Source organism: Rubellimicrobium aerolatum (assembly GCF_017872975.1).
GTDB lineage: Bacteria > Pseudomonadota > Alphaproteobacteria > Rhodobacterales > Rhodobacteraceae > Rubellimicrobium > Rubellimicrobium aerolatum.
The window spans coordinates 12,866-38,540 of sequence record NZ_JAGGJP010000019.1 but is presented as its reverse complement, the minus strand read 5'-3'; the positions used below and the strand labels follow the sequence as shown (position 1 = coordinate 38,540).

24 protein-coding genes, 1 pseudogene and 1 riboswitch are annotated in these 25,675 nt (G+C 74.1%); of the genes and pseudogenes, 7 read left to right on the top strand and 18 right to left on the bottom strand.

The annotated features are described in order from the left end of the window. Nucleotides 1-176: 176 nt before the first annotated feature. A complete protein-coding gene (locus tag J2Z33_RS15790) occupies nucleotides 177-1,736 on the bottom strand; it encodes a putative bifunctional diguanylate cyclase/phosphodiesterase (protein ID WP_209842826.1) in 1,560 nt (519 codons plus the stop codon). A gap of 152 nt (nucleotides 1,737-1,888) precedes the next feature. Between J2Z33_RS15790 and J2Z33_RS15785 the strand changes: the two genes are divergently transcribed. Next, a complete protein-coding gene (locus tag J2Z33_RS15785) occupies nucleotides 1,889-3,745 on the top strand; it encodes an amylosucrase (RefSeq protein ID WP_209842824.1) in 1,857 nt (618 codons plus the stop codon). Nucleotides 3,746-3,749: 4 nt separating this feature from the next. Here J2Z33_RS15785 and J2Z33_RS15780 read toward each other — a convergent pair whose 3' ends face one another. Beyond that, nucleotides 3,750-4,904, bottom strand: a complete 1,155-nt coding sequence (locus J2Z33_RS15780) for an MFS transporter (protein ID WP_209842822.1) — start codon at nucleotides 4,902-4,904, stop codon at nucleotides 3,750-3,752. A 171-nt stretch (nucleotides 4,905-5,075) separates the two neighbouring features. Beyond that, nucleotides 5,076-5,393 (bottom strand): DMT family transporter, encoded by a 318-nt coding sequence (locus tag J2Z33_RS15775; RefSeq protein ID WP_209842820.1) that lies wholly within the window; start codon nucleotides 5,391-5,393, stop codon nucleotides 5,076-5,078. A gap of 288 nt (nucleotides 5,394-5,681) precedes the next feature. Here J2Z33_RS15775 and J2Z33_RS15770 point away from each other — a divergent pair, with 288 nt between their 5' ends. After that, nucleotides 5,682-6,293 (top strand): 50S ribosomal protein L25/general stress protein Ctc, encoded by a 612-nt coding sequence (locus tag J2Z33_RS15770; RefSeq protein WP_209842818.1) that lies wholly within the window; start codon nucleotides 5,682-5,684, stop codon nucleotides 6,291-6,293. A gap of 92 nt (nucleotides 6,294-6,385) precedes the next feature. Here J2Z33_RS15770 and J2Z33_RS15765 read toward each other — a convergent pair whose 3' ends face one another. Further along, entirely contained in the window at nucleotides 6,386-6,718 is a 333-nt protein-coding gene (locus tag J2Z33_RS15765) for an SMR family transporter (protein WP_209842856.1), read from the bottom strand. Nucleotides 6,719-6,831: 113 nt separating this feature from the next. Between J2Z33_RS15765 and pth the strand changes: the two genes are divergently transcribed. Together pth and J2Z33_RS15755 are read left to right on the top strand one after the other, a co-directional pair. Beyond that, on the top strand, nucleotides 6,832-7,518 hold the full coding sequence (pth, locus tag J2Z33_RS15760) for an aminoacyl-tRNA hydrolase (RefSeq protein ID WP_209842816.1): 687 nt from the start codon (nucleotides 6,832-6,834) through the stop codon (nucleotides 7,516-7,518). Nucleotides 7,519-7,865: 347 nt separating this feature from the next. Next, the gene (locus tag J2Z33_RS15755; protein WP_209842814.1) at nucleotides 7,866-8,267 is read left to right on the top strand and encodes a DUF2237 family protein; all 402 of its coding nucleotides are present in this window, start codon (nucleotides 7,866-7,868) and stop codon (nucleotides 8,265-8,267) included. Between the two features lie 64 nt (nucleotides 8,268-8,331). Here the strand turns inward: J2Z33_RS15755 and J2Z33_RS15750 are convergent, their stop codons facing one another. The 3 genes from J2Z33_RS15750 to trpB form a co-directional block, all read right to left on the bottom strand. After that, entirely contained in the window at nucleotides 8,332-8,847 is a 516-nt protein-coding gene (locus J2Z33_RS15750; protein WP_209842813.1) for a helix-turn-helix transcriptional regulator, read from the bottom strand. Nucleotides 8,848-8,874: 27 nt separating this feature from the next. Then, nucleotides 8,875-10,140 (bottom strand): hypothetical protein, encoded by a 1,266-nt coding sequence (locus tag J2Z33_RS15745; RefSeq protein WP_209842811.1) that lies wholly within the window; start codon nucleotides 10,138-10,140, stop codon nucleotides 8,875-8,877. Nucleotides 10,141-10,338: 198 nt separating this feature from the next. Beyond that, nucleotides 10,339-11,565 carry a tryptophan synthase subunit beta gene (trpB, locus tag J2Z33_RS15740; RefSeq protein ID WP_209842809.1) on the bottom strand — a complete coding sequence of 409 codons (1,227 nt, stop codon included), beginning with the start codon at nucleotides 11,563-11,565 and terminating at the stop codon, nucleotides 10,339-10,341. Nucleotides 11,566-11,852: 287 nt separating this feature from the next. Between trpB and J2Z33_RS15735 the strand changes: the two genes are divergently transcribed. Then, nucleotides 11,853-12,458: a VPLPA-CTERM sorting domain-containing protein gene (locus J2Z33_RS15735; protein WP_209842807.1), complete on the top strand. Its 606-nt coding sequence runs from the start codon at nucleotides 11,853-11,855 to the stop codon at nucleotides 12,456-12,458. Nucleotides 12,459-12,666: 208 nt separating this feature from the next. Then, a complete protein-coding gene (locus tag J2Z33_RS15730; RefSeq protein ID WP_209842805.1) occupies nucleotides 12,667-13,302 on the top strand; it encodes a hypothetical protein in 636 nt (211 codons plus the stop codon). Nucleotides 13,303-13,336: 34 nt separating this feature from the next. Here the strand turns inward: J2Z33_RS15730 and J2Z33_RS15725 are convergent, their stop codons facing one another. The 3 genes and pseudogenes from J2Z33_RS15725 to ihfB form a co-directional block, all read right to left on the bottom strand. Next, nucleotides 13,337-14,047 (bottom strand): phosphoribosylanthranilate isomerase, encoded by a 711-nt coding sequence (locus tag J2Z33_RS15725; RefSeq protein WP_209842802.1) that lies wholly within the window; start codon nucleotides 14,045-14,047, stop codon nucleotides 13,337-13,339. Then, on the bottom strand, nucleotides 14,047-14,412 hold the full coding sequence (locus J2Z33_RS15720; RefSeq protein ID WP_209842800.1) for a lipopolysaccharide assembly protein LapA domain-containing protein: 366 nt from the start codon (nucleotides 14,410-14,412) through the stop codon (nucleotides 14,047-14,049). The genes J2Z33_RS15725 and J2Z33_RS15720 overlap by 1 nt, the downstream gene beginning before the upstream one ends. Nucleotides 14,413-14,782: 370 nt before the next feature. Further along, nucleotides 14,783-15,079, bottom strand: a pseudogene (gene ihfB, locus J2Z33_RS15715) (integration host factor subunit beta); the annotation flags it as partial. Nucleotides 15,080-15,290: 211 nt separating this feature from the next. Here ihfB and J2Z33_RS15710 point away from each other — a divergent pair. After that, nucleotides 15,291-16,373, top strand: a complete 1,083-nt coding sequence (locus J2Z33_RS15710; protein WP_209842799.1) for a cytochrome-c peroxidase — start codon at nucleotides 15,291-15,293, stop codon at nucleotides 16,371-16,373. A 351-nt stretch (nucleotides 16,374-16,724) separates the two neighbouring features. Here J2Z33_RS15710 and rpsA read toward each other — a convergent pair whose 3' ends face one another. The 8 genes from rpsA to metK all read right to left on the bottom strand — a co-directional run bounded on the left by rpsA (nucleotide 16,725) and on the right by metK (nucleotide 25,619). Next, entirely contained in the window at nucleotides 16,725-18,386 is a 1,662-nt protein-coding gene (gene rpsA, locus J2Z33_RS15705; RefSeq protein WP_209842854.1) for a 30S ribosomal protein S1, read from the bottom strand. A gap of 163 nt (nucleotides 18,387-18,549) precedes the next feature. Continuing rightward, entirely contained in the window at nucleotides 18,550-19,560 is a 1,011-nt protein-coding gene (locus tag J2Z33_RS15700; protein WP_209842796.1) for an acyltransferase family protein, read from the bottom strand. Nucleotides 19,561-20,099: 539 nt separating this feature from the next. Continuing rightward, entirely contained in the window at nucleotides 20,100-20,714 is a 615-nt protein-coding gene (locus J2Z33_RS15695; RefSeq protein ID WP_245218919.1) for a (d)CMP kinase, read from the bottom strand. Further along, nucleotides 20,702-20,983 (bottom strand): hypothetical protein, encoded by a 282-nt coding sequence (locus tag J2Z33_RS15690; RefSeq protein ID WP_209842794.1) that lies wholly within the window; start codon nucleotides 20,981-20,983, stop codon nucleotides 20,702-20,704. The genes J2Z33_RS15695 and J2Z33_RS15690 overlap by 13 nt, the downstream gene beginning before the upstream one ends. Before the next feature lie 4 nt (nucleotides 20,984-20,987). Next, entirely contained in the window at nucleotides 20,988-22,331 is a 1,344-nt protein-coding gene (aroA, locus tag J2Z33_RS15685) for a 3-phosphoshikimate 1-carboxyvinyltransferase (protein ID WP_209842792.1), read from the bottom strand. A 36-nt stretch (nucleotides 22,332-22,367) separates the two neighbouring features. Further along, entirely contained in the window at nucleotides 22,368-23,051 is a 684-nt protein-coding gene (gene trmB / locus J2Z33_RS15680; protein ID WP_209842790.1) for a tRNA (guanine(46)-N(7))-methyltransferase TrmB, read from the bottom strand. Between the two features lie 39 nt (nucleotides 23,052-23,090). Then, nucleotides 23,091-24,344 carry a Gfo/Idh/MocA family protein gene (locus J2Z33_RS15675; RefSeq protein WP_209842788.1) on the bottom strand — a complete coding sequence of 418 codons (1,254 nt, stop codon included), beginning with the start codon at nucleotides 24,342-24,344 and terminating at the stop codon, nucleotides 23,091-23,093. A gap of 84 nt (nucleotides 24,345-24,428) precedes the next feature. Next, on the bottom strand, nucleotides 24,429-25,619 hold the full coding sequence (gene metK, locus J2Z33_RS15670; protein WP_209842786.1) for a methionine adenosyltransferase: 1,191 nt from the start codon (nucleotides 25,617-25,619) through the stop codon (nucleotides 24,429-24,431). 6 nt (nucleotides 25,620-25,625) lie between these two features. Next, nucleotides 25,626-25,674: riboswitch (SAM-SAH riboswitch) on the bottom strand. Nucleotide 25,675: the final 1 nt, after the last annotated feature.

Below are 25,675 nucleotides of genomic sequence, written 5' to 3'. Positions count from 1 at the left end.
TGCGGAGCCATCCGGCCCGAGGTCCCGGTCCCGCCGCGGAGACCTCGCGCCGGACGCGGCCCCTCCGCCCCGATCCGGGCTCGCCTCCCCTGCGTGCGCCCCGGACCGGACCAGCCCACCCATCCCGGACCCCGCCGGGACGACGAACCTGCCCCGCTGCCACCGCCCGCCCCGCCCTACACCGCCGCCCGCAGCGCCTCGGCGGCCCGCCCCGCCTCGGCCTCCAGCATCGCCGCCACGCCCTCGGCCGGCTGGGGGCGGCCCAGGAGGAACCCCTGGCCCAGCGCGCAGCGCCGCTCCGCCAGGAAGGCCAGCTCCTCGTCGCGCTCGATGCCCTCGGCGGTCACGTCCAGCCCCAGCGACCGCGCCAGCGCCAGCACCCCCGACACGATCTTCCCCCGCTCGGGCAGCAGGTCCACCTCGGCGATGAAGCTCCGGTCGATCTTGATCCGGTCGATGGGCAACTGCGTCAGGATCGCGAGGCTCGACGTCCCCGTCCCGAAGTCGTCGAGCGAGATCCGCACCCCCACCGCCGCCAGCTGGGCGATGATCCGTCGCGCCACCTCCAGGTCGGCCAGCACCGCCCGCTCGGTGATCTCGATCTCCAGCCGCGACCCCGGCAGGCCGTGGCGATCGAGGATGCCCAGGACGCGGCGCGGCAGCGAGGCGTCGGCGAACTGGCGCGGCGACAGGTTGAACGAGATCGGCAGATCCGTGGGCCAGCCCGTCAGAGCCGCGCAGGCGCGGTCGAGCACCTGCTCGCTCAGCCGCTCGATGAGCCCCAGCTCCTCGGCCAGGGGGATGAACAGGTCGGGCGGCACGTAGCCCCGCTCGGGGTCGTTCCAGCGCGACAGCACCTCGAAGCCGCGCAGCCGCCGCCCCGGCAGGTCGTAGATCGGCTGGAAGAACGGCGTGATCCGGTCCTCGGCCAGCGCGCGGCGCAGGTCGTGCTCCAGCGCCGCCCGTACGCGCAGCGCCTCGCCCAGGGCCGCGTCGTAGCGCGCCCAGCCGTCGCGCCCCGCCTGCTTGGCGCGATACATCGCCTGGTCGGCGCGGCGCAGCAGCTCGGGCGGGGGCACCCCCTCCTCCCCGTCGGCGATGCCGATGGAGCAGGAGATGCTGGCCGACCAGCCGTCGAAGTCGAAGGGCTCGGACAGGCCGCGCAGGACGTGCTCGGCCAGGGCGGCGCCCCGGCCCGGTCCGCAGGCCCCCCCCGCCGCGACGACGAACTCGTCGCCGCCCAGCCGCGCCACCAGCGCGTCCTCCGGCACGATCCGGCGCAGCCGCCCCGCCACGGCGCAGAGCAGCTCGTCCCCCGCGTCGTGGCCGCGCAGGTCGTTGACCGGCTTGAAGCGGTCGAGGTCGAGGAGCAGCAGCGTCAGCGCCCGCCCGGTCCGCGCGGCGTCCCGCAGCCGGTGGTGCAACCCCCGCCGATTGGGCAGCCCGGTCAGCGGGTCATGGAGCGCGACGCGCTGCGCCTCGGCCTGGGCGGCGGCGGTCTCGCCGTGGGCGCGGGCGAGGCTGCGGTTCCAGCGCCACAGCAGCAGGGGCGCGACCAGCGCCGCCACCGCCACCAGCGAGAAGATCTCGTCCAGCTCCCAGTCCTCGTGGGCGCGGGAGAAGGCGAAGAACCGCTCCAGCAGGTCGGCCCGGTGAGCCAGCCAGAACAGCGCCAGGACGAGGAGGAGCCCCGCCACCTCCGACGGGCGACGCGCCAAACGGAAAAGATATTTCATCACGCACCACAGGTTTCACGTCCCCATCCTACCACCCGACCTGCAAACAGGAGGTTAAGGCCGCCCGTGTTCCCCTCCCGTTCCGTCGCCGCGCTTGCCCCGGCCCCGCGCCTGCCCTAACCCGGCGGGCAAGGTCCGCAGGGGGATGCGCCATGGCCGAGCCCGATCCGTTCTTCCCGCTCCGCTGGCGCCGGGCCCTGCGCGACCTGCGCGGCCCGCTCGCCCGCCTGTATGGCGACGCCCACGACATCCCCGCCCTCCTCGACCGCGTGCGCGCCCTCGCCGAGGCCGCCTCCGCCGCCCGGCCCGCCGGCCTCCGCGCCCTTGATCTCGCGCGCGACGTGGACCCCGACTGGTTCCTCTCCCAGGAGATGGTGGCCTACGTGGCCTACGCCGACCGCTTCACCGGCCGGCTCTCGGCGCTGCCCGAGGCGATCCCCTACCTGCGCGACCTCGGCGTGACCTACCTGCACCTGATGCCCTGCCTCCTGCCCCGCCCCGGCCAATCCGACGGCGGCTACGCGGTGATGGACTACCGCCGGATCGACCCCCGCGTGGGCACCATGGACGACCTCGAAGCCGCCGCCGCCGCGCTCCGCGCCGAGGGGCTGTCGCTCTGCCTCGACCTCGTGCTGAACCACACCGCGAGGGAGCACGACTGGGCGACGCGCGCCCGCGCCGGCGACCCTTTTTACCGGCAATTCTACCTGATCTTCGACGACGACACGCTGCCGCGCGCCTACGGGGAATCACTGATCGACATCTTCCCCGACCAGGCGCCGGGCTCCTTCACCTTCGACCCCGACCTGGGGGCGTGGGTCTGGACCACCTTCAACGCCTACCAGTGGGACCTGAACTGGGCCAACCCCGAGGTGTTCCTGGCGATCCTCGACACCATCCTCCACCTCGCCAACAAGGGGGTGGAGGTGTTCCGCCTCGACGCCGTGGCCTTCATGTGGAAGCGGATGGGGACCACCTGCCAGAACCTCCCCGAGGTCCACGACATCCTCCAGGCGCTCGTGCAGGCCACCCGCGCCGCCGCCCCCGCCGTGATCCACAAGGCCGAGGCCATCGTCGGCCCCCGCGAGCTGGTCCCCTATCTCGGCCAGGGCGGCCACGAGGGGAAGGTCGCGCAACTGGCCTACCACAACAACCTGATGGTGCAGTTCTGGTCGTCGCTGGCCTCGCGCGACACGCGCCTGATGACCCACGTCCTCAAGACCCACTTCCCCGAACGCTTCACCCGCGCGTCCTTCGCGACCTACATCCGCTGCCACGACGACATCGGCTGGGCCATCACCGACGAGGACGCGGCCCATGTCCCCCATCTCCAGGCCCACGCCCACCGCCGCTTCCTCGCCGACTTCTACAACGGCACCTTCCCCGGCAGCTTCGCCCGCGGCGCCGACTTCCAGACGAACGAGGCGACCGGCGACCGCCGCACCAACGGCAGCCTCGCCTCGCTCGCCGGGCTGGAACGCGCGAAGGACCCGGCCGAGACGGACCTCGCCATCGCCCGCATCCTTCTCGGCCACGCGCTGATCGCCAGCTTCGGCGGCATCCCGCTCCTTTACATGGGCGATGAACTCGGCCTGCTGAACGACCATTCCTACGAGGCCGACCCCGACCTCCGCGACGACGGCCGCTGGATGCAGCGCCCCCGGATGCCCTGGGACCTCGCGCGCCATCCCACCGGCCCCGCCGCCCGCATCCACGCCGGCACCCGCGCCATCCTCGCCGCCCGCAAGCGGCTCCCCGCGCTCGCCGGCCACGTCCCGACCCGCATCCTCGACACCGGCCACCCGGCGCTCTTCGCCTACCTGCGCGCCGACGAGGCCGAGCCCGTGACCTGCGTCCTCAACGTCACGGAATCCGAGCAGCGCATCGCCGCATGGGCGCTCCGCCTCGACGGCCCGCACGAGGACGCGCTCGGCCAGCCGCTCCGCTGGGACAACGACACCCTGCTGGTGCCGCCCTACGCCGCGCTCTGGCTCCGGCGATCCGCCTGACGCCTCAGGCCGGCTGCAACGCGGCCGGCCGACGCGCCAGCAGCAGCGCCAGCGGGATCGCCCCCGCCACCAGCACCGCCATGCAGGTGAAGGCCCAGCGCAGCCCGAAGCCCTGGCTCACCAGCCCCATGATCACGGGGGCGAAGAAGAAGCCCGAGAAGCCCATCACCGCCGCCCGGCTGATCGCCTCGGTGCGGAAATGCGCGGGCACCATCTTGCCCACCAAGGCAAGGCCCATCGGCCCGATCACCGACACCCCCAGCCCGAACATCCCGAAGCCCAGATAGGCCACCCCCGGCCCCGGCGCCCAGGCCGCCACCAGCGCGCCCAGCGCCGCCAGCGCGCTCGCGCCCACGACCACCGCCACCTCGCGCAGCCGCTCGGCCACCACCTGCCCGCCGAAGCGCCCGACCGTCATGGTCAGCCCCAGCATCGCCGGGCCCAGCGCCCCCTCGGCCGCCTGCCCGCCCAGCGTCCGCTCGATGTGGAGCGCCGACCAGGCCTCGGTCGCGGCCTCGGTCATGAAGGCCGCCAGCACCACGCCGCCGCACAGCAGGATCGCGACCCACGGATAGCGCCCCCGCCCCGCTGCCGGATGGGGGACCACGTGCGGCTCCTGCCGCATCCACGGCACCATGGCCACCAGCACCAGCGCCGCCACGCCCGCCAGCGCCGCGACCGGCGCCAGCCCCGCCGTCCGCGCCACCGCCGCCCAGAGCGCCCCCAGCGTGTAGCCCACCGAGAACATCCCGTGCGCCGCGTTCATGAGGCTCCGCCCCGTGACGGCCTCCCGCTCCGACACCCGCGCGTTCATGGTCACGTCCAGGAGCCCCGAGCAGAGCCCGACCACGACCAGCGCCCCGAAGAACGGCACGGCCCCGCCTGCCAGGGTCGGCAGCAGCCAAGCCAGGGCGAAGCACGACGCCAGCACCTGCATCGCCCGCGCGCCCAAGGCCTTGTCCGTGCGCGGCGCGATCCACATGGCCGAGACCAGCCCGCAGGCCGAGCCCAGCAGCAGCAGCCCGAAGGTGCCGTCGTCCACGCCCAGGCCCCCCTTCACGACCGGCACGTAGCCCGCCCAGGTCCCCCAGAAGAGCCCCAGCGACGCAAAGGCGGCGCTGGGCCGCGCCGACAGGCGCACGGCGGTCAGGACGGACATGGGATCACCTGGGGTCGGGGTTTCGGAAAACGCGCACCGGGGACGGCGCATGGGCCGCTTCTCGCAATCTCCCGTGCCGCCCGCAACGCCGCGCGGATCACCGATTGTTACTCCAGGCGCTGGAGTTTTCGCGCCGTCGCGCGACGTTCCACGCCGCCATCCCCGGCCGCCTCACTCCGACGCCACCTTCATCAGCACGATCCCCGCCACGATCAGCCCCGCCGCCGCCAGCCGCAGCGGGCTCGCCGCCTCGCCCAGCGCCAGCACGCCCACCGCGAAGGCCCCGACCGCGCCGATCCCCGTCCAGACGGTGTAGGCCGTCCCCAGGGGCAGCACCCGCATCGACCAGGACAGCAGCCCGAAGCTCAGGAGCATCCCCGCCAGCGTCACCACGCTCGGCCCCAGCCGGGTGAAGCCCTCCGACTGCTTCATCGCCGTGGCCCAGACGACCTCCAGCAGTCCCGCGACGACCAACGCGATCCAGGCCATGCCGGCCCTCCCCCTCCAAACGGCCGGGCCGTCCCGGACTGGCGCTCATGGCGGGGCCGTCCCCGCGCCGGGCAGGATGGTCCGCCCCGCCGGCGTCGGCAAGCCTCGCCGGCCGCCGTCGCGAGGGGGCTTCGCCCCCGTCCCCTTCGGGGCCTCCCCCAGGATACTTGAAGTCAAAGAAAGCCAAGGGCGCGCCCCTTCCCTTTTCCCCCCGCCTGCGCTAAGGGACCGCCCTCAACCGGGCCGTTCACCCTTGGAGGGCGGCCCCTTTTCATATTGGAGAACACCATGGCTGGTGAGGTCATCGATCTCGTGGCCCAGGTCCGCGCGGGGACGGGCAAGGGGGCCGCCCGCGCCGCTCGCCGCGACGGCGACGTGCCTGGCATCGTCTACGGCGGGGGCGAGCAGCCCCTCCCGATCAACCTGGAATTCAACGCCCTGATGAAGCGGCTCAAGGCCGGCCACTTCCTCAGCACGATGTTCAACCTCAAGGTCGAGGGGCAGCCCGACCAGCGCGTCGTCTGCCGGGGCGTGCAGCGCCACGTCGTCAAGGACCTGCCGACGCACGTGGACTTCCTCCGCATCTCGCCCACGACGCGGATCAACCTGCTGATCGACGTGGAGTTCACCAACCACGGCGCGGCGCCCGGCCTCAAGCGCGGCGGCACGCTGGTCGTCGTCCGCCCGCAGGTCGAGCTGGAGGTCACCGCCGGCGACATCCCCGACCACATAGAGGTGGACCTGACGGGCCGCAACATCGGCGACGTCATCCACATCAACGACATCCCGCTCCCCGCCGGCGCCCGGCCGGTGATCGACCGGAACTTCGTCGTGGCCAACATCTCGGCCCCCTCGGGCCTGCGCTCCTCGGACAACGAGGACGACGCCGCCGCCTCCTGACGGCCCGGCCGCCCTGCGGATCGACCGACGGGACCCTTCGGGGTCCCGTCTCCGTTCCGGGGGCAGGATCACCGCCCCAGGCCCCGCCCGCCCTAGTGCCCCACCGTCCCCGAGAACAGGTTGACCACCAGCACCCCCGCCACGATCAGCGCCAGCCCCAGCACCGCCGGCGCGTCCAGCCGCTGGCCCTGGCCGATCCAGGCCACGCCGGCGATCAGCACGATCCCCAGGCCCGACCAGATCGCGTAGACGATCCCCGTCGGGATCACCTGCAAGGCCAGCGACAGCAGCCAGAACGCCACCCCATAGCCCGCGAAGGCCACCAGCGACGGCCCCCACCGCGTCAGCCCCGCCGACCGGGCGAGCGCGCTCGTCGCCACCACCTCGGCCACGATGGCGACCGCCAGGATTCCATACAGCTCGATTCGCCCCACGACGCACCTCCGCCCCGTCTCGTGCCACGCCCCGCCGCCCGCGTCACGTCGCCCGCGACCTCCGCCCGTTTCCTTCGAGGCCGCCCCGCGCTACAACGCCCCCCATGAAACTCCTCGTCGGCCTCGGCAACCCCGGCGCGCAATACGCCCGCCACCGCCACAACATCGGCTTCATGGCCGTGGACCGCATCGCCGCCGCCCACGGCTTCGGCCCTTGGCGCGCGCGCTTCCAGGCCCTGACCGCCGACGGCACCCTGGGCGGCGAGAAGGTCCTCCTCCTCAAGCCGCAGACCTTCATGAACCTCTCGGGCCAGGCGGTGGGCGAGGCGATGCGCTTCCTCAAGCTCGCCCCCGCCGACCTGATCGTGTTCCACGACGAGATCGACCTCGCCCCGGCCAAGCTCAAGGTCAAGACGGGGGGCGGCCACGCCGGCCACAACGGCCTGCGCTCGCTGCACGCCCACGTGGGCGACGCCTACCACCGCGTCCGCATGGGCGTCGGCCACCCCGGCCACAAGGACGCGGTGCCCGGCTACGTGCTCCACGACTTCGCCAAGGCCGACCGCGAGGGCTGGGTCGAGGACATGCTCCGCGGCGTCGAGGACGGCGCCCCCGCCCTCCCCGCGCTCGACTGGGCCACCTTCCAGAACAAGGTCGCCCTGCGCCTCTCGCCCCCCCGCCCGTCCAGGCCCGCGCCCGACGCCGCGCCCAGGGCGCCCGAACCCGAGACGCGCCAGCCCGCAGCCGACCCCCGCACCCCGCTGCAACGGCTCGCCGACCGCTTCCGGTGACCTCATCGGATGGGGTCCGCCCATGGCCATCGCGGGGGCCCCACGCGGCGCCGGCCGGGAGGCGAGGGGCGGACCCCGGCCGACCACCCGCCCGCGTCCGGCCCGTCGCCCGTCCGTCTCACGTCCGTCTCCCGTCCGTCTCCCGTCCGGCGCGGCCGTCGGAGAGCCATCCGCCTCTCGCCTCCCGCGCCGGCCCTTCAACTTGGCCCAAATACGCCCTTCGCGCCCTCGGCCCCCCGCGCGACCTGTCGCCGTCCATCCCCGATCCCCGACGCGCCGGATGGTGCGCGCCCCCTTCCCACGCCCTCCGCCCGCCCCACATCCCCCGTCGCAACCGCGAGGCCGCCATGACCCCCGATCCGTCCCGCCCCGATCCGTCCCGCCCCGACCCGTCCCTCAGCGTCCTGGGCCAGCCGCTCGCCCCCTGCTCCGCCGACCCCCTCACCGGCTTCTTCCGCAACGGCGCCTGCGACACCTGCGCCGCCGACCACGGCTCCCACACCGTCTGCGCCGTGATGACCGCCGAGTTCCTCGCGTTGTCGAAATACCTGGGCAACGACCTCTCCACCCCGCGCCCCGAGTTCCGCTTCCCCGGCCTGAAGCCCGGCGACTCCTGGTGCCTCTGCGCCGCCCGCTTCCTCCAAGCCCACGAGGAAGGCTGCGCCCCCCGCGTCCGCCTCGCCGCGACCCACCGCCGCGCGCTGGAGATCGTCCCGCTTGAAACGCTCCGGCGTCACGCGGCGGACTGACGCCCCCATCCGCCAGGGCCAGGAATCGTCGCCGAAGGTGCCTGGCCCCTCGCTCCGCGCGCCCTCACGACGCGGCCCGCCCCGACCCCCGCTCGCGCCCTTCCAGCGGCCCCTCCATCAGGTCCTCGATGAACAGCGACAGGAGCTGCGGCCGCCCCGCGACCCCCGCCTTGCGGTAGATCGCCGCCGTCTGCGCCTTGACCGTCCCCTCGCTCACCTGCCGCAGCCGGGCGATCTCCGGCGTGCTCAGGCCCTTGATGGCGAACAGCGCCACGTCCCGCTCGGCCGGCGTCAGGCCCCAGGCGGCGAAGCGCTCGTCCAGCAGCTCCATGAACGCCCCCGAGGCCGCCCGCAGCCGCGCCTCGGCGACCAGCGCGCGGGCGCGGGACCGGCGCAGCGCGAGGCCCCCCAGCACGGTCCCGAGCACGAGGCCCAGCGCCGCGCCGATCTCGGTCAGCTCGTGGACGACCCAGGCGACCGGCGCGATCCCCAGCACCGAGAAGGCGATGTTGGCGATGAACACCAGCCCCGAGGCGGCCTGGACCGCCAGGACGGCGACGATGATTCCGGTCCGCTCCAAGCCGCCCTCCCCGTCCGGCCCCCCCGTTCAGTCGTCCTGCCCGCCGCCGTTCCCCCCGCCGCCGTTCCCCCCGCCGCCGTCGCCCCCGCCGTTCCCGTTCCCGCCGTTCCCGCCGCCGTCCTTGCCGCCGTTCCCGTTCCCCCCGCCGTCCCCGCCGCTCCCGTTCCCGCCGCTCCCGTTCCCGCCGCTCCCGTTCCCGCCGCTCCCGTTCCCGCCGTTGTCCGAACCCTCATCGGACCCGCCGCCCGTCCCGCTTCCCCCGCCGTTCCCGCGTCCACCGTCGTCGCTCCCGCCGTCCCGCCGGTCATTGCCGCCGCCTGCCCCCTTCCCGTTCCCGCTCTCGCCCCCATCGTCGCCGCCGGAGCCGCCGTCGTCCGATCCGCCGTCGCTCCCGCCGCCATCGCTCCCGCCGTCCGAGCCGCCGCCGTCTCCGTCCCCGCCATCCTCGGACCCGCCGTCCTCGGACCCGCCACCGCCCGACCCGTCGTCCCCGCCGTCGCTCCCTCCGCCGTCCGACCCCCCGCCGTCCGACCCGCCACCGTCCCCATCGCCGCCGTCCGACCCGCCGCCGCCGCCGCTCCCGCCACCCTCGGAGCCGCTGCTCCCGTCGCCGCCGCCGCTCCCGCCGTCCGAGCCCTCATCCGACCCGCCGCCATTCCCGCCGGCGGCGTCCGAGCCGCTCGCCGGGGCCGCGCCCGGCTCCCCCGCGCCGCCCCCGTCCCGGCCCAAGCCGTCCCCGCCCGAGCCGTCCCCATCCTCCCGGCCACCGGAGGCGCTCCCGGCCATGCCGTCCCCGCTCCCCGAATCCGCGTCCCCCGAGTCAACGCCCCCCGAATCCCTGCCCCCCGCATCCCCCGAGCCCCGCTCCGCCGCCCGCTCCTCCTCGCCCGCCCGCTCCGGCACCCCCGCCGCCGGACCCCCCGCCGCCAGATCCCCCGCCGCCAGATCCCCCGCCGCCGGGGCCACCCCCTGCGACGCCGCCGGAGCCGGCTCCGCCGCCGGCGCGCTCCACCGCTCGAACAGCCGGGGCGCCCGCTCGCCCTCCTCCGCCGCGCCTTCCGCGTAGTCGCGCAGGATCTCCCCCGTGCGCGGGTTGAACACGATCTCGCGCCGCCCCGGCCCGCCCTCGGCGATCACCTGGATGCGGCCCAGCAGCGTCCGCGTCACCAGGAACTCCTCGTAGCCCTGCGCCCGGAGCTGCTCGACCACCTGCTCGGCGGGCGAGGACTGCGCCCCGGCCGCCCCCGGCCCCAGCGCCACCAGTCCCGCCACCGCCCAAGCCAGCCGCCGCATCGCGCCCTCCTCCCGCACACCTCGCCCGCATCCTCGCCCGGGGCCCGCCGCCGTCCAACCCCCTTCCCCGCACCTAGGCCCGCGACCGGACACGAAAACCCCCGCGCCCCAGGGTGGGGACGCGGGGGCGGGGACTCGGGGGCGGGGACTCGGGGGCAGGGACTCGGGGGCGGGGCCGCCCGGCCGAGCGGGGTGGCGTCAGGCCTTGACCTCGACGCCCAGGTGCTTGGCCACGGTGAAGATGTCCTTGTCCCCCCGCCCGCACATGTTCATCACGATCAGATGCTCGCGCGGCAGCGCCGGCGCGATCTTCATGACGTGCGCCAGCGCGTGGGACGGCTCCAGCGCCGGGATGATCCCCTCCAGCGCGCAGCAGAGCTGGAACGCCTCCAGCGCCTCCTTGTCGGTGATGCTCACGTACTCGGCCCGCCCGATGTCGTGCAGCCACGAATGCTCCGGCCCGATCCCCGGATAGTCGAGCCCCGCCGAGATCGAATACCCCTCCAGGATCTGCCCGTCGTCGTCCTGGAGCAGATACGTCTTGTTCCCGTGCAGCACCCCCGGCCGCCCGCCCGTCAGGCTGGCGCAATGCTCCATCCGGTCATCGACGCCCTTGCCCCCGGCCTCCACCCCGATGATCCGCACGCTCGGATCGTCAAGGAACGGATGGAACAGCCCCATGGCGTTCGACCCGCCGCCGATCGCCGCGACGATCGTGTCGGGCAGCCGCCCCTCGGCCTTCTCCATCTGCCAGCGGACCTCCTTGCCGATGATCGACTGGAAGTCGCGCACCATCGCCGGATAGGGATGCGGCCCCGCCACCGTGCCGATGCAGTAGAACGTGTCCCGCACGTTCGTCACCCAGTCCCGCAGCGCGTCGTTCATCGCGTCCTTGAGCGTGCCCCGGCCGCTCGTGACCGGCACCACCGTCGCCCCGAGCAGCCTCATGCGGAACACGTTGGGCGCCTGCCGCTCCACGTCGTGCGCGCCCATGTAGACCACGCATTGCAGCCCGAACTTGGCGCAGACCGTGGCCGTGGCGACCCCGTGCTGCCCCGCCCCGGTCTCGGCGATGATCCGCGTCTTGCCCATGCGCCGCGCCAGGATGATCTGCCCCAGCACGTTGTTGATCTTGTGCGCGCCCGTGTGGTTCAGCTCGTCGCGCTTGAGATAGACCTTCGCCCCCCCCAGATGCTCCGTCAGCCGCGAGGCGTGATACAGCGGCGACGGCCGCCCCACGTAATGCTCCCACAGGTCGTCCATCTCGGCCCAGAAGGTCGGATCGTCCTTGGCCCGCTCGTACTCGTCCTCCAGCGCCAGGATCAGCGGCATCAGCGTCTCCGAGACGAAGCGCCCCCCGAACTCCCCGAACCGCCCCGTCCCGTCCGGCCCGGCCCTCAAGCTGTTCTGTCGCGTGTCCGGCATGGCGGCCCCTCCTGCTGTCGGCGCGCGCGAGCGTCGCGCGATCCCCCTGTCAGCCCCGGCTTCTAGCGCGATCCCGCCCCCGGCGGAACCCTCGCCCACACGCGCGCCACCCCCGCCCGCGATCTTCCCGGCCCGGCACCGCCCGCGCGCCCGACCTGCCCCCGCCGCGCCGCGCCGGCAACAGATTGTTGCCGCGCCGACCGGCCACCCGCCTCAATTCCGCCACGCTCCGGCCCGACGCCCGCCCCCGCGCCACCTCCGGCGCGTCACGAGAGAATCCGTCCCCGATGCCCAAGCCCCTCCTCGCCGCCCTCGCCTTCGCCGCCACGGCGGGCCTCGCCCCCGCCGCCCAGGCCGCCACCATCGACCTGTCCGCGATCGTGCCCGCCGACGCGACCCTCGCGCCGCTCGCCGCCCACGGCTTCGCCTCGGCCTTCGGCGGGCTCTACACCCTCGCCACGCCGCTCTACGAACAGATCACCCACATCGCCTTCTTCGACACGCCCGACAGCGTGGACCACGCCACCGCCGACTTCGGCGTCCTCGCGGCCGGATGGCTGACCTCCGTCGGCCTCGTGGACGGCGTGGAGCGCTTCACCGGAAGCCTGTTGATGGCGCCCGCGATCATCGCCGACGGCGCCTACGTCACCGGCTACCCCGAGATCCTCGGCCAGATGGACTTCGCCGCCGACGGCACCTGGACCTGCTCGGGCCCCTGCGCCACCTACGACCGGGACCCCGAGACGGGCGACCTCCTCATCACCGCGGGGGTCATCACCACCGGCACCTACGGCCTCGCCGCCGCGCCCTCGGCCGTGCCCCTCCCGGCCTCCGCGCCGCTCCTCGCCCTCGGCCTCGCCGGCCTCGCCGCGCTGCGCCGCCGCAGGGCCTGAGCCCCGTCCGGGCGCGGCCTCCCGCCGCGCCCCCCGCTCCCGCCCGATCCCGGGGCAACCGCGCCGCCCCGGGAACATCGCCCCGCGACCGGCGTTCCGGCGCCTGGACATGGCATCGCCCCGCCCTCGTCCCAGGAACGCCACACGCGTCGCGCAGAGGCTCCCCCGACCGGCCTCGCCGCGCCGCCCGATCCGGAAGGAGCCCCCCATGCGCGCCACCCTCCTCGCCCTCGCCGCCGCGACCGCCCTCGCCTCCCCCACGGGCGCCGCGACCATCACCCGCGAGGAGGTGCTCGCCGCCATCGGCCTGCCCGCCGACACCGCCACCCAGCCCTTCGCGCCGGATGGCACCGGCGCGGGCCTCCTCGTGGGCCTGCCCTCCGCCGCCACCGACGGCGCGTATTTCGCCCTCTTCGACGTGCCCGACACCCTTGCCGCCCTGGGCGTGGACCTCGGCATCCTCGCCTACGGCACCCTGACCCCCGCCGGCACCGTCCGGGGCGAGAGCCGCTTCCGGGGCTCCCTGACCGACGCGAGCTTCACGCTCCTCGTCAACGACGGCGCGGCGCCGACGCTCTGGTCCTGGCTGCCCTTCGGCGGGCGCCTCGACCTGTCCGCCAACGGCACCTGGACCTGCGCGGGCGACTGCCGGCTGCTGGGCTGGGACGACGCGGCCGGCGAGTTCGTCCTGACCGAGGCCGCCCTGGCGCGCGGCACCTACGTCGCGGACCCGGACCTCGACGCGCCGCTGCCGCGCCTCGCCCCCGTCCCGCTCCCCGCGACCGCGCCCCTCCTGGCGCTGGGCTTGGCCGCCCTCCTGGCGCTCCGCCGCCGGAGCACCTGACGCCGGGCTCCCCGACGCCTCGGCGCCGCCGGGCCTAGCCCCGCGCGGCCGCCACGAAGGCCCGCACCAGCGCCTCGTCCTTCACCCCCGGCGCGCTCTCCACGCCCGAGGACACGTCCACCTGCCGCGCGCCGCTCACCCGCACCGCCTCGGCGACGTTGCCGGGCGTGAGCCCCCCCGCCAGCATCCAGGGCAGCGCCCAGCCCCGCCCGGCCAGGAGCCCCCAGTCGAAGGCCGCGCCGTTCCCGCCGGGCAGCGCCGCGCCCGCCGGCGCCTTGGCATCGAGAAGGAGCTGGTCCGCCACCCCCTCGTAGGCCCGCGCCCGCTCCAGGTCGGCCGGCCCGCCGATCCCCACCGCCTTCATGACGGGAAGCCCCCAGCGCGCCCGCACCTCGGCCACCCGCTCCGGCGCCTCGGACCCATGGAGCTGCACCATGTCCAGCGGCACCCGGTCCAGCACCGCCGCCAGATCGTCGTCCGTGGGGTCCACGAACAGCCCGACCTTCGCCACGCCCACCGGCGCGGCCCAGGCCAGCGCCCGCGCGGCCTCCGCGCCCAGCGCGCGGGGCGAGCGCGGAACGAACACCAGCCCCACGTAGCCCGCCCCGGCCGCCGCCGCCGCCTCGACCTGCGCGGGCGTCGTCGCCCCGCAGAGCTTGACCCGCACGGGCCCGGCCCCGGACCCGCCCGCGCGCCCGGCGGCCCGCGCCCCGGCGGCCCCCGGCCCGGTGACGCGGAAGGCCATCAGGCCCGCCGCGCCGGCAGCGCCGGGGCGTCCAGCACCGCCAGCACGTCGTCCTTGGGCGCGACCTCGGCCCGGGTCCGCGCCAGCTCCCGCCGCAGCCGCTCCAGCTCGCGGGCGGTGGCGCGGGCCTGCGCCCGCTCGGGGATCTCGCGGATCCATTCCCAGACCAGCCCCAGCACCAGCCCCAGCGCCACGCCCAGGAAGATCACCAGGAACAGCGGCAGGTCCAGGTCCGGCGACAGGCCCAGCGCGGCCCCCAGCGCCTCGGGCAGCACCCGCAGCGTCACCAGCCCCCGGTTCGCCAGCCCCACGGTGACAAGAGCGAGGGCCACGAGCCCCCAGAAGGCGGTCTTGAGGAATCTCATGGCAACAGGCCCCGTCAGGCCGCCCCGTCGCGGACGGCACCCCGACAGATGCCACCCCCGCGCGATGGACGCAACTCCACGAGCCGTCGCGCGGGGCCGTCGCGCGGGGCCGTCGCGCGGGGCCGCCCGGCCCTTCGGTCGCATGGGGGCCCTGCCCCCCGCGCGTGCCGCGCTCCCCCCGGGATACTTGAGGCCAAAGAAGGGCCGGCCCCCGGACGACGGACGACGGACGACGGACGACGGCCGCCCCCGCCCTCCCGACCCGGCCCGGATGCGCCCTCGCGCCGCCGCGCGGCGGCCCCGCTCAGGCGGCGTCGTCCTCGTCGTCGCCCAGGTCCGCCGCGTCGTCCGGCCCGGCGACGCCGCCGACCTTGCCGTTCAGCCGGTCGCGCAGCAGCTTGCCGGTCTTGAAGAACGGCACGTGCTTCTCGTCCACCGTCACCGCCTCGCCGGTGCGGGGGTTGCGCCCGGTGCGCCCGTCCCGCTTCTTGACCGAGAAGGCGCCAAAGCCCCGCAACTCCACCCGGTTGCCCTTGGCCATCGCCGCGACGATGCAGTCGAAGATCACGTTGACGATCTTCTCCACGTCGCGCTGGTAGAGGTGCGGGTTCTCCTCCGCGATCTTCTGAATCAGTTCGGACCGGATCATCTCACCCCCAGCAACGATCAACAATGGCGCGCTTCGCCCCGCCTTGTCTCCAGCATAGGCGAAAGTCTCGCCCGCTCAAAGGCCTGCCGCGCAGCCCCGGCAGCGAACGGCCGAACGAAGCGGGCGGCTCCCGCGCGCCCACGGCCCGCTTGATCCCCCCGCGCCCCGCGCCAGATCACCCCCCCGTGAGGCCCGCCCGACCGTCGCGGGCCCAGCCATGGGGGAACGCATGAGACTCACCGTCCTTCTCGCCACCGCCGCCACCGCGACCGCCGCCCTCGCCCAGCAGGAGCCCGCCGCCCCCGCCGAAGCCGCCGAGATCGCCCCCGGCTACGCCACCGACGCCGACCTCCGCGACGCCGCGCAGGGCCTCTTCGGCGTCATCCTCCCCGCCGCGCCCCCGGCCGACGGGATCGAGGCCGCCCGTCGCGAGCTCGGCGCCCAGCTCTTCTTCGACCCCCGGATGTCGTCGTCGGGCCTCTTCTCCTGCCAGACCTGCCACAACGTCGGGATGGGCGGCGTGGACGCGCTCCCCACCTCCATCGGCCACGGCTGGCAGAAGGGCCCGCGCAACGCCCCCACCGTCTACAACGCGCTCTTCAACGCCGCGCAGTTCTGGGACGGCCGCGCCGCCGACCTGGCCGAGCAGGCCATGGGCCCCGTCCAGGCCGCCGTGGAGATGAACAACACCCCCGACCAGGTGGTGGCCACCCTCAACTCCATGGAGCCCTACCGCGAGGCCTTCGCCGCCTCCTTCCCCGACGAGGCCGAGCCGGTGAGCTTCGCCAACTTCGCCACCGCCATCGCCGAGTTCGAGGAAACCCTCGTCACCCCCGGCGCGGCCTTCGACCGCTGGGTGAACGGCGACGACGCGGCCATGACGCCCGAGCAGAAGCGCGGCCTCGCGCTCTTCATGGATTCGGGCTGCGCCGGCTGCCACAACGGCGTGAACTTCGGCGGCCACGACTACTACCCCTTCGGCGTCGTGGAGCGTCCCGGCGCCGAGGTCCTCCCCGAGGGCGACCGCGGTCGCTTCGCCGTGACCGAGACCGCCTCGGACGACTACGTGTTCCGCGCCGCGCCCCTGCGGAACGTGGCGCTGACGCCGCCCTACTTCCACTCCGGCGCGGTCTGGTCCCTGCCCGAGGCGGTGGACATCATGGCCAACGCCCAGCTCGGCACGGAACTCGCCGAGGCCGACATCGGCGCCATCGCCGCCTTCCTCACCGGCCTGACCGGCGAGCAGCCCCAGGTCCCCCACCCCGTCCTGCCCCCCCGCACCGACGAGACCCCCCTCCCCGCCCCGTTCTGACGCGCCCCCCGGAGGGCGCCCCCGCGCCCTCCCCCGCCCCGTCCTCGGCCCCAGGCCCTCGTCGGCCGCGCGTCGGCGCACCGCCCCCGCACGGGGGGGGGCCCCACCCTGCCGCCTCTCCCGCCCGGGCCTCGACCCGACAGGCCCATCCCGGACCCCTCGGCCGCCCTCGCCCCTCCCTCTCAACTTGGCCCAAATACGCCAGCGACGCCCCCGCCCGCGCCCCGGCCTCCCGATCGCGCGCCCCGCCCCGGCGAACCGCCCCCACCCCCAACGGAAAAGGGCCCCGCCAACCGGCGAGGCCCCCCATTCCTCAAGCCGCCCGACCGTCCGGCCGGGCGTCCCGATGCGTCAGCTACGCTCCCGCAGCGCCGCGCCGAGGATGTCCCCGAGGCTCGCGCCCGAGTCGGACGAGCCGTACTGCTCCACGGCCTCCTTCTCCTCGGCGATCTCGCGGGCCTTGATGGACAGGCCCAGCTTGCGGGCCTTGGCGTCCACGCTCACCACGCGGACGTCCACCTTGTCGCCCGGCTGGAACCGCTCGGGCCGCTGCTCCGACCGGTCGCGCGACAGGTCGCTCCGGCGGATGAAGGACTTCATCCCCTCGTAGTCCACCTCGATGCCGCCGTCCTCGATCTTCGACACCGCCACCGTGATGACGTCGCCGCGCTTCACGCCGCCGATCGCCTCGGCGTAGGGGTCGTTCTCCAGCGCCTTGATCGAGAGCGAGATGCGCTCCTTCTCGACATCCACCTCGATGACCTTGGCCTTCACGGTGTCGCCCTTGCGGAAGGACTGGATGGCGTCCTCGCCGCGCTGGTCCCACGAGATGTCGGACAGGTGCACCATGCCGTCGATGTCGCCCGGAAGGCCCACGAACAGGCCGAACTCGGTGATGTTCTTGACCTCGCCCTCGACGTTGGTCCCCTCGGGGAACTGCTCGGCGAAGACCTCCCACGGGTTGCGCTGGGTCTGCTTGAGGCCCAGGGACACGCGCCGCTTCTGGCTGTCGATCTCCAGCACCATGACCTCGACCTCTTGCGAGGTGGAGACGATCTTGCCGGGATGGACGTTCTTCTTGGTCCAGGACATCTCGGACACGTGCACGAGGCCTTCGATCCCCGGCTCCAGCTCCACGAAGGCGCCGTAGTCGGTGATGTTGGTCACGCGGCCCGTGTGCGTGGAGCCATACGGATACTTCCGCTCCACGGTGTCCCACGGATCTTCCTGGAGCTGCTTCATGCCCAGGCTGATGCGGTGGGTTTCCTTGTTGATCTTGATGACCTGCACCTTGATCGACTCGCCGATCGACAGGATCTCGCTCGGGTGGTTCACCCGGCGCCAGGCCATGTCGGTCACGTGCAGCAGGCCGTCCACGCCGCCCAGGTCCACGAAGGCGCCGTATTCGGTGATGTTCTTCACCACGCCCTCGATGGTCTGGCCCTCGAAGAGGTTGCCGATGACCTCGGCGCGCTGCTCGGCGCGCGACTCTTCGAGGATCGCGCGGCGCGACACGACGATGTTGCCGCGGCGACGGTCCATCTTGAGGATCTGGAACGGCTGCTTCAGCCCCATCAGCGGCCCGGCGTCGCGCACGGGACGGACATCGACCTGGCTGCCCGGCAGGAACGCCACGGCGCCGCCCAGGTCCACGGTGAAGCCGCCCTTGACGCGGCCGAAGATGGCGCCCTCGACGCGCTCCTCGCGCTCGTAGGCCTTTTCCAGACGGTCCCAGGCCTCTTCGCGCTTGGCCATCTCGCGCGAGATGACGGCCTCGCCACGGGCGTTCTCGACGTTGCGGAGGAACACCTCCACCTCGTCGCCGACGTTCACGTTGGCCTGCTCGCCGGGGAGGGCGAATTCCTTGAGATCGACGCGGCCTTCCATCTTGTAGCCGACATCGATGATGGCCTGGCCCGCCTCGATGGCGATGACGCGGCCCTTGACCACCGTCCCCTCGGACGGCGTGTCGATCTCGTACGATTCCTTGAGGAGTTCCTCGAACTCCGCCATGCTGGTGCTGGCTGCCAAATGCGTATCCTTTTGCACGGTTTTCGGGCCTGGCGGTTGTATCCGCCGGTCTGGGGGGGAAGTCGTCCCCATATGGGACGCGCCCCCCTAGCGCACAAGGGCGCGCGGGGCAAGCGCCAAGGCGCGACGCCCCGGCCCGAGGGAATCAGGCCGCCGCGCGGGCCGCGATGGACGGCCGGGCCGGCGCGCGACCCAGGAAGGCCAGCGCCAGCAGCGGGCTCCGCGACAGCGCCAGATGGGCCGCCCAGGGCAGCGCCACCGCGACCGCGACCAGCGCCCCCGGCGGGACGCCCCGCCGGGCCAGCATGACCTGGATCGCGTGGTGCAGGAACAGCACCACCAGCGAGGCCCGCCCCAGCGAGGCCAGCGCCGGTCCAAGCCCTCGGACCCGCGCGAGGAGCCGTGCCCCCCGCATCGTCAGCACCGCCAGCGCCCAGGCCAGCGCGAGCCCCGCCCCCGGCGGGCCGTAGTCGCCCCCCCTCATGTCGAACGAGAACTCCCAGCCCGCCAGCGCCAGCCCGCCGCAGATCGCCGCCACCGCCAGCGCGGCGGCCAGCACGCCCCGCGACGCGATCCGTTCCTCGGCCAGCCAGCCGCCGGCCCAGATCCAGGCAAAAGCCAGCGGCACGGCGTCCAGCGAAAAAGGCACGCGCGGCCCCGGCGGGGCGGACTGCAGCAGCAGCGCCGCCGCCAGCGCCAGCCCCGCCAGCGCCGCCATCCCCGCCGAGCGCGGCGCCGCCACCCGAGCCGCCGCGTCCCAGGCGACCAGCGCCGCCCAAAGGCAGGTCACGAACCAGAACGGGCCAAAGTAGCCGTAAAGGTAGGGGCCCCCCAGCACGGCGGCCCACAGGGTCCGCCAGAGCGTCAGCGGCCCGCCCGCCGCCGCCTGCTCCGCCACCACGACCCCCACCAGCAGGAGGAAGAAGGACAGGTAAGGCAGCAGGAGGCTCCGCGCCCGCCGCGCCGCGCCAGTCAGCGGCGCGAGGGGCCGCGCCACGAGGCCGGACAGGAGGAAGAACAGCGGCATATGGAACAGGGTCACCGCCTCCTTGGCCACGAGCCATGCCCCCGTTCGGCCATGGCTGACGTGCCCGACCACCACCGCGACGATCCCCAGCCCCTTGGCCACGTCGATCCAGACGACCCGTTCCCGCATCCGCGTCCCCCGCTCGGTCCCCGCGCCGCCTTTCCGTCCGGCACTCGCCGAAGGCAACCCTTCAGGTCGTCCGCCGCCCCGCCCCGAAGCACTCTCCCGGATCGCCCCGCGCGCAGCCGCCGGGGGCGTTGCGCGAATCGCCCTCTGACCGTTCGTTGCTGTCGGACGGCGTTAACCTCTCGCTGCGATCCTCCGGGCTCCCGCCCCTTTCCCGCACACGGAGCCCCGCCATGCCCTTCGACGACGCCGCCGACGACGACCTCCCCGACCGCCGGGACCACCGCGCCTGGCTCGAACGGCTCGACCATCGCCTGCGGGTGATGGGCGGCGGCATCCCCGCGCTCGCCTTCGCGCGCCGCCGCGCGCTCCTGGCCTTCGCGGCGCTCCTGCGCTCGTCCGCCGGCCCCCTCGCCATCGCGGCCCACGCCTCGGCGCTCCGCGAGGGCTTCGCCCAGGCGATCCAGGCCACCCCCTGGGCCGACCTGCCCCCCTGGACCTTCCAGCCCGACGAGCCGCTCGACGCGATCCTGGCGCCCGCCCTAGCGCCCCAGCCGCGCGCGGGCGACGCCGAGAGCGCGGGCGACCGCCTCGTCGATCCCCAGCCCCGAGGTGTCGATCACCACGGCATCCCCGGCGGCGCGCAGGGGGGCGTGGTCGCGCCCCTCGTCGCGGGCGTCGCGCGCCCGGATCTCCGCCAGCGTGCGCTCCAGGCTCGATTCCTGCCCGGCGGCGACCTGCTCCGCGTGGCGCCGGGCGGCCCGCGCCTCGGCGCTCGCGGTCACGAACAGCTTCACCTCGGCCTCCGGGCAGACCACCGTGCCGATGTCGCGCCCGTCCAGCACCGCGCCGCCCTCGGCCCGCGCGAACGCCTTCTGAAAGTCGAGAAGCGCCGCCCGAACCTCCGGGATCGCGGCGACGCGGCTCGCCTCCTGCGCGACCTCGGGCTGCCGGAGGCGCGGGTCGGCGAGGTCATCCGGGCCGAGGCCGCGCGCCACCGCCACGGCGTCCTCGCCCCCCAGCACCCGCAGCGCGACGGCGCGGTAGAGGCTCCCGGTGTCGAGGTGCCGCAGCCCCAGCTCGCGCGCCAGGGCCTTGGCGATGGTGCCCTTGCCGGCGGCGGCGGGGCCGTCGATGGCGACCGTCAGGACCACCATGGAAGCCACCCCCGCCGCACCGCCGCCATCGTCCAGAACACGCCGGCCAGCACCAGCAGCACGATGCGGGTGACGCGCCGCCGCCTGGCGCTGGCGACCAGCGCCCGCTCCTCCAGCAGGGCCTCGTGCGCGGCGATGCGGGCCTCCTTCTCGGCCCAGACGGCGCGGGCGCGGGCCAGCGCCCGGCCCTCGGCGCTCCCCTCGCCCGGCCCCTCCGGCCCGGCCGGTCCCTCGGGCCCGGTGCCCCTCGCCTCGGCCTCGCCGCTCATCCACTCATCCCCGAACCAGCGCGGCCCCCAGGCCCGCCATCAGCGTCTCGAAGGCGGGGAAGCTCGTGGCGATCGGCGACCCGTCGTCGATCCCCAGGCCGCGCCGCGCCGCCATCCCCAGGATCAGCCCCGACATGGCGATTCTGTGGTCGAGCCGCGTCGAAACCGTGGCGCCGCCCTCGACGCCCTCCGCCCCGCGCCCGTGCACGATCATCCAGTCCGGCCCCTCCTCGACCTCCACGCCCGCGGCGCGGAGCAGCACCGCCATGGCGTCGATCCGGTCGCTCTCCTTGACGCGCAATTCCCTGACGCCGCGCATCACGGTCGGCCCCTCGGCGAAGGCGGCCACGACCGACAGGATCGGATACTCGTCGATCATGGAGGCCGCCCGCTCGGGCGGCACCTCGACGCCGCGCAAGGCCCCGCTGAACCGGGCGCGAAGGTCCGCGACCGGCTCCCCGCCCTCGTCGCGCAGACCCTCGAAGGTCAGGTCCGCCCCCATCTCGCGCAGCGTCTCGAACAGCCCCGCCCGCGTCGGGTTCAGCCCGATGTTCGGCACCAGCACGTCCGACCCCGGCACGACCAGCCCCGCGCAGACGGGGAAGGCCGCGCTGGAGGGATCGCGCGGCACGACGATGCTCTGCGCCCGCAGCTCGGGTTGTCCGACCAAGGTGATGGCCCGTCCCTCGGCGGAGTCCTCGACCCGCACCTCCGCCCCGAACCCCCGCAGCATCCGCTCGGTGTGGTCCCGCGTGGCCTCCCGCTCGATCACCACGGTCTCGCCGGGGGCATTGAGCCCCGCGAGCAGCACCGCCGACTTCACCTGCGCGGACGGCACCGGAAGCGCATACGTCACCGGCAGCGGATCGCGCGCGCCCACCACCGTCATCGGAAGGCGACCGCCCTGGCGGCCAAAGCTCTGCGCGCCGAACAGCGCCAGCGGCTCCGTCACGCGGCCCATCGGGCGGCCTCTCAGCGAGGCATCCCCCGTGAAGGTCGCCGTGATGGCGGTCGTCGCCATGCACCCCATGACCAGCCGCACGCCCGTGCCGCTGTTCCCGCAGTCGATCACGTCCGACGGCTCGGCGAACCCGCCGACGCCCACGCCGTGCACGCTCCAGGTGTCGCCCTGCTTCTCGACCTCCGCCCCGAAGGCCCGCATGGCCTTCGCGGTGTCGAGCACGTCCTCGCCTTCCAGCAGCCCCGTCACGCGGGTTTCCCCCACGCTCAGCGCGCCGAGGATGAGCGAGCGGTGCGAGATCGACTTGTCGCCGGGGACGTGCGCGACGCCGCTCAGGGGATGCCCCGGACGGGCGGTCATCGGGATGGGTTGGCCGTGGCCGGACATGGCGCCTCCTTGTTCGGGGGGCGTCATAGCCCGCCGCTACCGACGACGGAAGGTCATGTAATGGGGCGACCGCCCCTCGCGCAGCGCCTTGGCCTCGTAGCGCGTCCGCGTCCAGTCGCCCCAGGCGTCGTCGGTCGGGCCGCGCAGCAACTCGAAACCCGCCTGCGGCACCTCCTCCAAGGTCTGGCGCACGTAATCCTCGATGTCGGTCGCGACGCGGAACTCCGCGCCGCGCGCCATCGCGCGGGCCAGCAGCCCCAGCGGCTCGGGCGTGACGAAGCGCCGCCGATGGTGCCGCGCCTTGGGCCAGGGGTCCGGGTAGTTGAGGAACGCGCGTCCCAGGCACCCCTCGGGCAGGACCTCCAGCAGGTCGCGCGCATCCCCCGGATGCACGCGGACGTTCCCCACGCCCTCGGCCTCCAGCTTCCCCAGGAACTGCGCGATCCCGTTCACGTAGGGCTCCGCCCCGAGGATCGTCACCTCCGGGTAGGCCTTCGCCATGTGAACGAGATGCTCCCCGCCCCCGAACCCGATCTCCAGCCAGAGCGGCTCGGGCACCCCCTCCAGCACGGCCCGCGCGGGGTTCTCCTCCCGCGTGACGCCGCGCAGGGTGAGCCTCGGCAAGACCTCCTCCAGCCGCTCGCGCTGAAGGGGCCGGAGCGTCTTGCCCCGCGTCCGGCCATAGAAGTTGCGCCACTGGCGATCCGGTTCGTCGGTCATGGGACCGGGCGGATAGGCACGCCCTCCGCCCCCGTCAAGTCAACCGCGCGCCGATCCGTCCTCGTTCAGCTCGATCCACCGCCCCGCCTCGGCGGCCGACCGGTAGACCGCCGCGATCAGCCGCACGTCGCGCAGCCCCATCTCGCCCGGCGTCTTCACGTCGCTGTCGGTCAGGATGGCCTGGCTCAGGTGATCGATCTCCCGGTCGAACTGGACCTGGCTGCCGAACTCCGACTGCATCTCCTGCGTCCCTTGGGCCATGGAGACCATCAGCCGGTTCCCCATGTATTCGGTCGCCGGATCGAGCACGGCGACCGCCTCCGACCCCCACACGTCGATGCGCTTCTTGTCGGCGATGTAGCCCGAGGACAGCGTGGCGAGCCGCCCCGACGGGAACCGCAACTGCACCGTGCAGACCGCCTCGACCTCCGCGAACCGGGCGTCGCCGGGAGGGCTATGGGTGCGCGCCGACAGCGCCTCGGGCGCCTCGCCCATGAACCAGATCACCCCGTTCAGGGAATAGATGCCGATGTCCGTGAACGATCCGCCGCCCGCAAGGTCGCGCTTCATCCGCCACTGGTCCTTGGGGTCCTCCGGGACCAGCGGCCGGTGGTGGTCGGACGACAGGAAGCTCAGGTCCCCCATCCGCCCCTCGCGGATCATCGTGGCGGTCATCAGGTTGATCGGCTCGAAATGCGCGCGATACGCGACCATGAGCTTCCTGCCGGCGGCGTCCCGCGCGGCGATCATCGCCTCCGCGTCCTCGGGCGTGGTCGCCATGGGCTTCTCGACCATGACGTGCTTCCCGGCCTCGAAGGCCCGGATCACAAGGTCGCGGTGGAGCGAGTTCGGGGTGACGACATAGACCACCTCGATCTCCGGGTTGTCCCGGATGCTGTCGAAGCTGTCGTAGGAATAGACGCTCCCCTCGGCCACCCCCGTGCGCCGGGCGATCTCGGCCGCCTTCTCGGGGTTGCCGGAGACAAGGCCCTTCAGCTCCGAATACCGCGCCCGCCCCAAGGCCGGGATCTGATACGAGGTGGCGAAGTGGCCCAGGCCCGCCACGGCCCAGCCCACGCGCCGCGCCTCGGGCTGGCGCAACTCGGTCTCGATCTCGGCCGGACGGCCCACGAGCCGGTTCGGCGGGTCCTCCCCGCGCACGACCTCCGCCGCGCCCTGGCCGGACTCTTGCGCCTGCGCGGCCCCCGCCAGCACGGCGCCTGCGGCGATCCCGCTCGCCCCCGCCATGAAGCCGCGCCGGGACAGGCCCGCCGTGAAGATGTCCTGCGCCATTCCATGCTCTCCCGCGTCGATGACACGGGAGAACAAGGGCGCGCGCCCGATCCGGCAAAACACGCGCGCGTGATCGGCGCCCCTTCAGGCCGCCAGCGCCACCGCCTGCCGCAGCGCCTCGGCAAGATCGGTCCGTTCCCAGGAGAAGCCGCCGTCCGCGTCCGGCGTCCGGCCGAAATGCCCATAGGCGGCGGTCCGGGCGTAGATCGGCCGGTTCAGCCCCAGGTGCTCGCGGATGCCGCGCGGGGTGAGGTCCATCACCTGATCGATGGCCCGCTCGATCAGCGCGGCATCGACGACGCCCGTCCCGTGCAGGTCGGCATAGATGGTGAGCGGCCGGGCGACCCCGATGGCGTAGGACAACTGGATCGTGCAGCGGTCGGCCAGCCCCGCCGCCACCACGTTCTTCGCGAGATAGCGCGCCGCATAGGCGGCGGATCGGTCCACCTTGCTCGGGTCCTTGCCCGAGAACGCGCCGCCCCCGTGCGGGGCCGCGCCGCCGTAGGTGTCGACGATGATCTTGCGCCCCGTCAGCCCCGCGTCCCCGTCCGGACCCCCGATCACGAAGGCCCCCGTCGGGTTCACCCACCACTTCGTGGCCGGCATGATCCAGCCGTCGGGAAGCACCTCGCGGACATAGGGCTCCACGATGGCGCGGATGTCGGCGCTGGTCTGCGCCTCGGACTCGTGCTGCGTGGACAGCACGATGGACGTGACCTCGACCGGCCGCCCGCCGGCGTAGCGCAGGCTGATCTGCGACTTGGCATCGGGCCGCAGCAAGGGTTCGGCCCCGGACTTCCGCGCCTCGGCGAGGCGGCGGAGGACGGCGTGCGAATACTGGATCGGCGCGGGCATCAGCTCCGCCGTCTCGCGGGTGGCGTAGCCGAACATGATCCCCTGGTCGCCCGCGCCCTCCTCGCCCCGCTCGCCGGTGACGCCCTGGGCGATGTGGGCCGACTGCTCGTGGAGCAGGTTCGTCACCTCGACGGTGGCGTGGTGGAACTTGTCCTGCTCATACCCGATGTCGCGCACGGCCTCGCGGACGATGCCCTCCACGTTGCCCTTGAAGGCCCGCAGGCGACCCTGGTCGCGCAGGCCCACCTCGCCGCCGATGACGACGCGGTTGGTGGTGGCGAAGGTCTCGCAGGCGACGCGCGCCAGCGGGTCCTCGGCCAGAAGGGCATCGAGCACGGCGTCCGAGATGCGGTCGCAGAGCTTGTCGGGGTGCCCCTCGGAAACGGACTCCGAGGTGAACACATAGTCGAGGCGGGACATGGGGGTTGCTCCATTCAAGTTCGCCCGTCACGCCAGGAAGCCGTTGTGACGGGGGT